This is a genomic window from Microbacterium sp. (genome assembly GCF_047972865.1).
Classification (GTDB): Bacteria; Actinomycetota; Actinomycetes; order Actinomycetales; family Microbacteriaceae; genus Microbacterium.
In genome coordinates this window covers 1-9,919 of sequence record NZ_JBKEAY010000007.1, presented here as the reverse complement: position 1 = coordinate 9,919, position 9,919 = coordinate 1, and the positions used below count along the sequence as shown (strand labels likewise).

At 73.1% G+C, this 9,919-nt stretch carries 9 protein-coding genes; 6 read left to right on the top strand and 3 right to left on the bottom strand.

Features of this window, described 5'->3' with window-relative positions; all coding sequences use genetic code 11:
* Both ACK5KK_RS00410 and hemE read right to left on the bottom strand, forming a co-directional pair.
* On the bottom strand, positions 1 to 551 hold a 551-nt coding region (locus ACK5KK_RS00410), incomplete at its 3' end, for a protoporphyrinogen/coproporphyrinogen oxidase (RefSeq protein WP_416888116.1).
* On the bottom strand, positions 548 to 1,603 hold the full coding sequence (hemE, locus tag ACK5KK_RS00405) for a uroporphyrinogen decarboxylase (protein ID WP_416888115.1): 1,056 nt from the start codon (positions 1,601 to 1,603) through the stop codon (positions 548 to 550). The genes ACK5KK_RS00410 and hemE, both read right to left, overlap by 4 nt.
* An 18-nt stretch (positions 1,604 to 1,621) precedes the next feature.
* Here hemE and ACK5KK_RS00400 point away from each other — a divergent pair, with 18 nt between their 5' ends.
* The 3 genes from ACK5KK_RS00400 to ACK5KK_RS00390 all read left to right on the top strand — a co-directional run bounded on the left by ACK5KK_RS00400 (position 1,622) and on the right by ACK5KK_RS00390 (position 4,474).
* Positions 1,622 to 2,860 (top strand): glutamyl-tRNA reductase, encoded by a 1,239-nt coding sequence (locus tag ACK5KK_RS00400; protein WP_416888114.1) that lies wholly within the window; start codon positions 1,622 to 1,624, stop codon positions 2,858 to 2,860.
* 133 nt (positions 2,861 to 2,993) lie between these two features.
* Positions 2,994 to 3,476 carry a YbaK/EbsC family protein gene (locus ACK5KK_RS00395; RefSeq protein WP_416888113.1) on the top strand — a complete coding sequence of 161 codons (483 nt, stop codon included), beginning with the start codon at positions 2,994 to 2,996 and terminating at the stop codon, positions 3,474 to 3,476.
* Positions 3,477 to 3,484: 8 nt separating this feature from the next.
* Positions 3,485 to 4,474 (top strand): endonuclease/exonuclease/phosphatase family protein, encoded by a 990-nt coding sequence (locus ACK5KK_RS00390; RefSeq protein ID WP_416888117.1) that lies wholly within the window; start codon positions 3,485 to 3,487, stop codon positions 4,472 to 4,474.
* Between the two features lie 16 nt (positions 4,475 to 4,490).
* Here ACK5KK_RS00390 and ACK5KK_RS00385 read toward each other — a convergent pair whose 3' ends face one another.
* Positions 4,491 to 5,261 carry an IclR family transcriptional regulator gene (locus ACK5KK_RS00385; protein ID WP_416888112.1) on the bottom strand — a complete coding sequence of 257 codons (771 nt, stop codon included), beginning with the start codon at positions 5,259 to 5,261 and terminating at the stop codon, positions 4,491 to 4,493.
* A gap of 52 nt (positions 5,262 to 5,313) precedes the next feature.
* On the opposite strand from ACK5KK_RS00385, the gene hutH reads away from it, so the two are divergent.
* From hutH to hutI, 3 genes are read left to right on the top strand one after another with little or no spacing between them, the layout of a single operon-like run.
* Positions 5,314 to 6,888 (top strand): histidine ammonia-lyase, encoded by a 1,575-nt coding sequence (hutH, locus tag ACK5KK_RS00380; protein ID WP_416888111.1) that lies wholly within the window; start codon positions 5,314 to 5,316, stop codon positions 6,886 to 6,888.
* Positions 6,885 to 8,549, top strand: coding sequence for a urocanate hydratase (hutU, locus tag ACK5KK_RS00375; RefSeq protein WP_416888110.1), 1,665 nt, complete (start codon positions 6,885 to 6,887; stop codon positions 8,547 to 8,549). The genes hutH and hutU overlap by 4 nt, the downstream gene beginning before the upstream one ends.
* A complete protein-coding gene (hutI, locus tag ACK5KK_RS00370) occupies positions 8,546 to 9,856 on the top strand; it encodes an imidazolonepropionase (protein ID WP_416888109.1) in 1,311 nt (436 codons plus the stop codon). Before hutU ends, hutI begins: the two co-directional genes overlap by 4 nt.
* Positions 9,857 to 9,919 lie beyond the last annotated feature (63 nt).

Sequence of the window (9,919 nt, the reverse complement as noted above, 5' to 3'; positions counted from 1 at the left end):
GCCAGGTCGTCGGGATGCAGCGAGTGCACGCCGTGGACGACCGGCGCGACGAGCCGGTCGAGCAACTCGGCCCCCATGCGCTCCCGCACGAGCTCACCGAGCGTTTCGGGCAGATCGTCGGTCGCGGGCGCCGCGTCGAGGTCGGCCGCATGAGTCGCGGCATCCGCCCCGATCACCGCGACCACGTCGTGCGCGCGGGGGTCGACCGGGATGCCGAGCAGACTCGTCGCCGGCAGCGGTACCGCGTCCCCGGCTGCCGGCTGCAACCACGCGGGTCCCGGCCGCGGGGCGACGATGTCGTCGCCGAGACCGAGTTCGCCCAGCAGCGCGGCGACCGTGTCGCCGCGCACGGCGAAACTCTCGGCTCCGGCATCCAGCACCAGGCCCGCGACCTCGTGGGAGGAGACGGTGCCGCCGAGGCGATCGGTGGCCTCGTGCAGCACGACCGTGGCGCCGGCGCGCGCGAGCGCTCGGGCTGTCACGAGCCCGGCGGCACCGCCGCCGATGACCTCGAAGTCTGCGTGCACCGCTCCCACCGCCACCGCGATCACAGCGAGTGGATCAGCTCGACCAGCCGGGTGAGCACGGTCGGGTTGGTGTCGGGCGGCACGCCGTGACCGAGGTTCACGACGTGCGCCGGTGCGGCGCGGCCCCGCTCGACGACATCGCGGACGTGGGCCTCCAGCACCGCCCACGGCGCCGCCAGCAGCGCCGGGTCGATGTTGCCCTGCAGCGGCACCGTTCCGCCCAGCCGGCGCGAGGCCTCATCCAGCGGCAGCCGCCAGTCGACGCCCGAGACGTCGGCACCGATCGCGTGCATGGCTGGCAGCAGTTCGGCCGTGCCGACCCCGAAGTGCACGATCGGCACGCCGAGGGCTTTCGCGGGTGCGATGGCACGTTCCGAGTGTGGCGCGACGTGGGCCGTGTAGTCGGCGAGGCTCAGCGAGCCCGCCCACGAGTCGAAGAGCTGACCGGCCGACGCGCCGGCGGCGATCTGCGCCGCGAGGAACGCGCCGGTGATCTCGGCGCACCACGACAGCAGCCGCGCCCAGGTATCCGGATCGGCGTGCATCAGCGCCCGCGTGCGTAACTGTTCTTTCGACGGGCCGCCCTCCACCAGATACGACGCGAGCGTGTACGGCGCGCCGGCGAACCCGATCAGCGGGGTGGAGCCGAGTTCGGCGACTGTCGCGGCGACGGCCTCCCGCACCGGGTCGAGGGCGGCGGGGTCGAGGGCCGGGAGCGCGGCGACGTCGGCCGCGGTCCGCACCGGCTCGGCCAGCACCGGTCCGCGCCCGGGGACGATCCGCACGTCGACGCCGGCCGCGCGCACAGGGATGACGATGTCGCTGAAGAAGATCGCCGCGTCGACCCCGTGTCGTCGCACCGGCTGCAGGGTGATCTCGCTGGCCAGGTCGGGGGTCAGACACGCCTCGAGCATGTCGGTTCCCACGCGCAGCGCGCGGTACTCCGGGAGCGACCGGCCCGCCTGCCGCATGAACCAGACCGGTGCGGTGGCGGGACGGTGCCCTCGGTAGGCGGCCAGGAGGGAGGATGCGGCGACACGGCCGTCGCGCAGCGGATGGGACACGGTCAGCAACACACGGTTAACATTAGTTTCGTGCTCCTGTGTCTTTCCGCCAATCACCGGAACGCGAGCCTCGACGTTCTCGAGGCGTTGTCGCTCGGAGCCCCCCGCGCCACCCGCACCCTCGTCGGCGAGGTCCCGTTCGTCGCCGGAGCCGTGGTCCTGGCCACCTGCAACCGATTCGAGGCGTACCTCGATATCGACGAACCGCTCACCGGCGGCGCCGCGGTGGCGGCCGCCTCGGTGATCGAGACGATGGCCGCCGCCAGCGGTGTCGCTGTCGACGAGCTGCGCACCTCGGTGCAGGTCCACGATCGGGATGCCGTCATCTCGCACCTGTTCGCCGTGACGAGCGGGCTGGAGTCGATCGCGATCGGGGAGGACGAGATCTCCGGACAGGTGCGCCGCGCGCTGGACGGGGCGCGGGCCGACCGCACCACCAGCAGCGACCTGGAGCGCCTGTTTCAGCGGGCGCTGCGCACCGGTCGTGGTGTGCGTCACCGCACCGCGCTGGGCGGCGCACACCGGTCGCTCGTGCGGCTGGCGCTGGAACTGGCCTCCAGTCGCGTCGCCGACTGGACCCGGGCCCGCGTGCTCGTGGTCGGCACCGGGCGGTACGCGGCCCGCACCGTGGAGAGCCTGCGCGCGCGGGGCGCCGAACACCTGCACGTGTACTCGCCGTCGGGGCGTGCCGCCGCGTTCGCGGCATCCCGCGGGCTGATCGCCGAGTCGTCGTTCGCCGATGCCGCTGCGGTCGCCGACGTCGTCATCACGTGCACGACGGATGCCGTGGTGCACGCCGACGCCTTCCGGCCGGGCCGGCGGGTGTTGCTCATCGACCTCGGCCTGCCGCGCAACGTCGACCCCGAGGTGGGCGCCGTCGCGGGCGTCGAACTGCTCGATCTCGAAACGATCAAGCTGCACGCCCCGCTCGACGAGTTCGACGCCCACGCCCACGCCCGTGCCCTCGTGGGTGACGCCGCCTCCGAGCACGCCGCCGACGTCGCCGCGGGCCCCGCGATCACCGCGCTGCGCCGTCAGACCCAGAGCGTGCTGGAGGCCGAGGTGGCGCGGGCCCGCGCCCGCGGCGCCGGCGACGAGACCGAGGCGGCGCTCCGGCATCTGGCCGGTGTGCTCCTGCACGGGCCCTCGGTGCGCGTGCGAGACCTCGCCGTCCGCGGGCGGCTCGCCGAAGCCGAGCACGCGCTGCGCATCCTGCACGGCGTCGAGGTGCCGCATCCGCAGGCCGGAACCGCCAGCCACTCGGCATGAGGGGCACTCCCGCACACCCGTGCACCCAGGGCACGGCGCCAAGCCCCCGAGCCGGCGACCCCGGCCGGGCACAGCTTGGCCGCCGCGGGAAGGCCGGTCCCAGCTTCCCGGTGACACCGCTTAGGCTGGCACCATGACCGCGCCCGAGACCCTGCCGCCCCGGAGCCGCCTCGTTCACGACGCGCTCCGCTCCCACGGGATCACCGGTGAGATCGTTGTGCTCCCCGATGCCGCCGCGACCGCCGTCCTCGCCGCCGAGGCGTTGGGCGTGGTGGTGGGGGCGATCGCCAACAGCCTCGTCTTCCAGTGCGACGACGAACCGCTCCTGGTGATGACCAGCGGTGCCCACCGTGTCCACACGGCCGCCCTCGCCGAGCGGATCGGTGCGAGCAGGATCCGGCGCGCGAGTGCCGAGCAGGTGCGGGAAGCGACCGGCCAGGCGATCGGCGGAGTGGCCCCGACCGGCCATCCGGCGCCGCTTCGGACGATCGTCGACCGCGACCTGGCGGCGTTCCCGCAGATCTGGGCGGCTGGGGGTACGCCGCACACGGTGTTCCCGTTGACGTTCGACGAGCTTGTCGCGCTGACCGGCGGCACGGTGCAGCAGGTCGACTGAGACCCGTGATGAACCCGCAGCCACTGGGGCGACGTCAGCGTCGTGTTGCCGCGCGGCGGGTACGCCGTCGGGTGTGGCTCGCCGTGGTGGTCGTCGTCGCCGGGGCGATCGCGATGATCCCGTACCCGGACCTGGTCGTCGGGGGCTTGGTACCGCAGGTGCAGGCGGTCGCCTGGGTCGCGATGCTCGCGCTCGCCCTCGCGGCGGTGGTCTCGGCCGCTTTCCGCGCGTGGGCGGCGGCGGTCGTCATCGCCGTGGCGGCGGTGATCGGGACGGCCCCGCTGCTGGTTCCGCCGGGCGGGACCTCGTGCGCGGCCGGCAGTGAGCTCGGCGTCTTCAGCCTCAACGTCGAGCTGGCGCAGGCCGACCTCGACGCGGTGGTCGCCGAGGTGACCGAGCGCGCCCCCGAGGTCGTCGTTCTTCTCGAGGTCGACGAGCCGATGATCTCCGCGTTCCAGGCTACGGCGATCGGCTCTCGGTACACCTCTCGCACCGGGCCGGTCTCCGACGGCTATGCCGGTTCGGTCATCCTCTCCACGCTCCCGCTCACCGAGGTCGAGGGTCCCGAGGACCCGAGTGCGTTCGATCAGCCCGTCGCCCGTGTCGACCTGCCCGACCGCGAGCAGGCCGTGATCGCCGCCGTCCACCCGTATCCGCCGGTGCGCGGCAGTGCAGATCGGTGGCAGCGCTCGCTCCGGCTCCTGGGCGCCTGGCACCGCGACGTGCTGGCCCCGCACCTGGTGATGGCGGGAGACTTCAACGCGGGCACCGCGCACCCGGCGTTTCGTTCGCTCGCCGGGGGTCTGGACCATGCCGCCGCGGCGTCCGGCTGGTGGCCGATGCCGACGTGGCCGGCGACCGGACCGGTGCCGCCGTTCGCGAACATCGACCACGTCCTCACCCGCGGCACGCAGGCGACCTCGTTCGACCGCATCGACATCCCGGGGACCGACCACCTCGCCGTCGCGACGACGTTGCGTCTGTGCCGCGGCAGTTGAGGACCGCTCGCCCGGCTCAGTGACCGTAGAGCCGCCGGGACAGCACGGATGCCGCCTCGGCGACGGCGGCGGCCATGACGGCGCTGTCGCGGTCCGCCTCGGCCGGCCAGGTCATCGCGATGGCGGCGGCGGGCCACCCGGCGTGGTCGCGGACGGCGACGGCCGCCGACCGGAACCCGACGGTGACCTCGCCGTCCTCACCGGCCCAGCCGTCGGCGCGCACCCGCTCCAGGGCGTGGCGCAGGTGTGACGGCGTGTCCGGTCCGCGGCCGGTGCGGTCGGCGAACACGGTCTGGTCGGGGTACAGGGCGCGCACCTGCGCGCGCGGCAGCAGCGCGAGCATCGCCCGCCCCGAGGCCGTGAGGTGCGCAGGCAGGCGCACCCCGACGTCGGTCACCAGCGTGGGGCGCCGGCGCGCTCGCTCCTCCACGACGTAGAGCACGTCCCGGCCGGTCATCACCGCCAGGTGGGCGCTCTCACCGACCCGGTCGGCGAGCTCGGCGACCAGCGGACGGCCGAGCCGCGCCAGGGGCTGCTGGCGGGCGAACCCACCCGCCAGCTCGAACGCCGCGGTACCCAGTCCCCAGCGGCGCTCGTCGGGCAGGTGCACGACGAAACCGTGGTGCTGCATCGCCGCCAACAGGTGGTAGACGCTCGAGCGGGGGATGTCGAGGGCGTCCGAGATCATGCGTGCCGCGACCGGCCCCCGCTGCCGGGCCAGCAGACTCAGCACCCGCAGTGTCTGATCGGCCGCCGGGACTTGCGGAGTGTCTGGGATCACAGACACAGGATGCCAGCGACCCGTGGCATCCGCCACCGTAACGGGGTGCAATCGAGGTATGCCCTCTCCTGTCACCGTCGGCGACCGAACCCTCACTCCCGCGGACGTGGTCGCGGTCGCCCGCGACGGCGCGGCGGTCGTCGTGGCCGACGAGGCCCGCGAGCGCGTCGCCGGCACCCGCCTCCTGATCGAACGGCTCGCCGGCGACGCGGCGCCGCACTACGGGATCTCCACCGGATTCGGAGCGCTCGCGACCACCTTCATCGCCGCCGAGCGTCGCCGGCAGCTGCAGGTCAGCCTCATCCGTTCCCACGCCGCCGGCACCGGCCCTGCGGTGGAGCGCGAGGTCGTGCGCGCCACTCAACTGTTGCGCCTGCGCACCCTCACCACGGGCCGCACCGGTGTGCGTCCCGTGGTCGTCGACACATACGCGGCGATGCTCAACGCGGGCATCGTTCCGATCGTGCGCGAGTACGGATCGCTGGGCTGCTCGGGTGACCTCGCGCCGCTGGCACACATCGCCCTGGCCGCGACCGGTGAGGGCGAGGTGCACGACGCCGAGGGGCGGACCGTCCCGGCATCCGACGCGCTCGCCGCGGCGGGGATCGCTCCGCTCGTGCTGGAGGAGAAGGAAGGGCTCGCCCTCATCAACGGCACCGACGGCATGCTCGGGATGCTGCTGCTGGCCCTGCACGACCTCGACGTGCTGCTCGACACCGCCGACGTCGCCGCCGCGATCTCGGTCGAGTCGCAGCTCGGCACCGATGCGGTGTTCGCCGCCGACCTGATGGCGTTGCGACCGCAGCCCGGGCAGGCCACCTCGGCGGGCAACCTCCGCCGGCTTCTCGCCGGCTCGGAGATCGTGGCCAGCCACCGCGATCCAGCGTCGTGCACGCGGGTGCAGGACGCCTACTCGCTGCGGTGCGCGCCGCAGGTGCACGGCACGGCCCGCGACACCGCCGACCACGCCCGCGCGGTCGCGCACCGTGAGCTGGAGGCCGCCGTCGACAACCCCGTCGTCACGCTCGACGGGCGGATCGAGTCCAACGGCAACTTCCACGGGGCGCCGGTCGCCGCCGTGCTCGACTTCCTCGCGATCGCCGTCGCCGACATCGCCTCCATCTCGGAGCGGCGCACCGACCGGGCGCTCGATCCGGCACGCAGTCACGGGCTGCCGCCGTTTCTGGCCCACGAGGTCGGCGTCGACTCCGGGCTCATGATCGCCCAGTACGCCGCGGCCGGGATCGTGTCCGAGCTCAAACGGCTCGCGGTTCCGGCATCGGTCGATACGATTCCGTCGTCGGCGATGCAGGAGGACCACGTGTCGATGGGCTGGGCCGCCGCGCGCAAGCTGCGGCGCGGCATCGACGGACTCACCCGGGTGCTGGCGATCGAGGTGCTCACTGGCGGTCGGGCCCTCGACCTGCGCGCCCCGCTGCGGCCCGCGCCGGCCACGGCCGCGGTGCGCGACCTGGTGCGCACCGGCGCGGCCGGCCCCGGCCCCGATCGCGCGGTGTCGCCCGACGTGGAGGCCATCACCGCGCTGGTGCAGTCGGGCGCGGTCGCCCGGACCGCCGGCCGGCATACGGCATCGCATGCCCCCGTTCCCGCCACCGAAGGAGCCGACCGATGACCCGCACCGTCCGCGCCCCGCGGGGGCCCGAGCGCACCGCCAAGAGCTGGGGTGCCGAGGCCGCCAAGCGTATGCTGATGAACAACCTCGACCCCGAGGTCGCCGAGCAACCCGAAGACCTCGTCGTCTACGGCGGCACCGGCCGCGCCGCCCGGTCGTGGGAGGCGTTCGACGCGATCGTGCGCACTCTCGACGAACTCGAGCCCGACGAGACGCTGCTGGTGCAGTCCGGCAAGCCCGTCGGCGTCTTCCGCACCCACGAGTGGGCGCCGCGTGTGCTGATCGCCAACTCGAATCTCGTCGGCGACTGGGCCACGTGGCCCGAGTTCCGCCGCCTCGAAGCGCTGGGCCTGACGATGTACGGCCAGATGACCGCGGGGTCGTGGATCTACATCGGGACGCAGGGGATCCTGCAGGGCACGTACGAGACCTTCGCCGCCGCCGCCCGTTCGCTGGGACGCGATTCGCTCGCCGGCACCCTGACCCTCACCGCCGGCTGCGGCGGCATGGGCGGGGCCCAGCCGCTCGCGGTCACCCTCAACGACGGCGCCGTGCTGATCGTCGACGTCGACGAGTCCCGTCTGGCGCGGCGGGTGGCGCACGGATACCTCGACGAGTACACGACCGACCTGGATGCCGCGGTCGCCCGCGTCTCGGCTGCCCGCGACGCCGGCGAGGCGCTGTCGGTCGGCGTCGTCGGCAACGCCGCCGAGGTCTTCGGTGACCTGCTGCGTCGCCAGCAGGCCGGGCAGGTGCAGATCGACATCGTGACCGACCAGACCAGCGCCCACGACCCGCTCGCGTACCTGCCGCCGGGCATCGCCTTCGACGACTGGAAGGCGCAGGCGCAGCACGACCCGGAGGCGTTCACGCGGCGGGCACGCGAGGCGATGGCCGTGCACGTGGCCGCGATGGTCGGTTTCCAGGATGCCGGGGCCGCCGTCTTCGACTACGGCAACTCGATCCGCGCCGAATCCGAGCTCGGGGGCTTCGAGAACGCTTTCGCCTTCCCCGGGTTCGTGCCCGCCTACATCCGGCCGCAGTTCGCGGAAGGGCGCGGCCCCTTCCGCTGGGTCGCGCTGTCGGGAGACCCGGAGGACATCGCCAAGACCGACCGCGCCGTCGCGGAGCTGTTCCCCGACGACGCCGGACTGCAGCGCTGGCTGCGCCGGGCCGGTGAGACGGTGCACTTCGAGGGGCTTCCGGCGCGGATCTGCTGGCTCGGCTACCAGGAGCGTCACCTCGCGGGCCTGAAGTTCAACGAGATGGTCGCCTCGGGGGAATTGTCCGGCCCGATCGTGATCGGCCGCGACCACCTCGACGCCGGATCGGTCGCCTCCCCGTACCGGGAGACCGAGGCGATGGCCGACGGGTCCGATGCCATCGCGGACTGGCCGCTGCTGAACGCGCTGCTGAACACGGCATCCGGGGCGTCGTGGGTGTCGATCCACCACGGCGGCGGGGTCGGCATCGGCCGCTCGATCCACGCCGGACAGGTCACGGTCGCCGACGGGACGGCGCTGGCCGCCGAAAAACTGGCGCGGGTGCTGGTCAACGACCCCGGCACCGGCGTGATGCGGCACGTGGATGCCGGATACGACCGCGCCATCGAGGTCGCCGCCGAGCGTGGACTGACGATCCCGATGGTGCCGGGCTTGTGACCGCGCCCACGCTGTTGACGAACATCGGTGAGCTGACGACGAACGTCGCGACCGCCGGTGACCGGTGCGGCACGGTGCACGATGCTGCCGTCCTGATCCAGGACGGACGGATCACCTGGACGGGGCCGGCATCCGCTGTGCCTGGCGCTGTCCCGGCCCGAGAGGGCACAGCGCGGGACGTGCCCCGGGCCGGTGGTGTCGCTCCCCGTGACGGTGTCGCTCCCCGTGACGGTGCCGGTGCTGGGGCTGGTGCCGGTGCTGGGGCGCTCCACGCTCGCACCGGGACGGCGGATGCCGAGGTGATCGACCTCGGGGGACGGGCGGTGATTCCGGGTTTCGTCGACAGTCACACGCATCTCGTCTTCGGCGGCGACCGCGCCGACGAATTCGAAGCGCGGATGAGCGGCGAGAGGTATGTCGCTGGAGGCATACGGCGCACGGTCGCGGCCACGCGGGCCGCGACCGACGACGAACTGCGCACCAGGCTTCGCGGTCTTGTCGCGGAGTTGCATTCTCAAGGGACCACGACGTTCGAGGTGAAAACGGGGTACGACCTCACGGTCGAGGGAGAAGCGCGTCTCGCGCGCCTCGCACGGGAGGTCACCTCCGAGGTGACATTCCTCGGCGCACATGTCGTCCCGTCCGAGTACGGCGAGGACCGCGACGCCTACGTCCGCCTGGTGTGCGGCCCGTTGCTCGAAGCGGTGCAACCGTACGCGAGCTGGCTCGACGTGTTCTGCGAGGTCGGCGCGTTCACCCCCGCAGAGACCGCGCGCATCGTCTCTGCGGGCGTTGCGGCGGGCTTGCTACCCCGGTTGCACGCCAACCAGCTCGGATTCGGCGACGGGGTGCGGCTGGGCGTCGACCTCGCGGTGGCATCTGTGGATCACTGCACGTATCTGTCCGACGCCGACGTGGCGGCGCTGGCGGCATCCGACACCGTCGCGACGTTGCTTCCCGGCGTGGAGTTCTCGACCAAACATCCCTACCCGAACGCGCGTCGGCTGCTCGATGCCGGCGTGACCGTCGCCGTGGCCAGCGACTGCAACCCGGGCACGAGCTTCACCAGTTCCATGCCGCTCATGGTCGCGCTCGCCGTCCGCGAGATGGGGATGACACCGGCCGAAGCGGTGTGGGCGGCCACGGCGGGAGGTGCACACGCGTTGCGGCGCGAGGATGTGGGGCACCTCGGCCCTGGCGCGCGCGCCGATCTGGTCGTGCTCGACGCTCCCACCCGCGTGCACCTCGCCTACCGTCCCGGGGTGCCGCTGGTCCACGCCGTCTACAAGGACGGCGCGCCGCTCTGACCCGCTCCGCTCTGAGCTACCCCATCAGACGCCAGCATGTCCCAAGTTCTGTTGTCGCCGCAC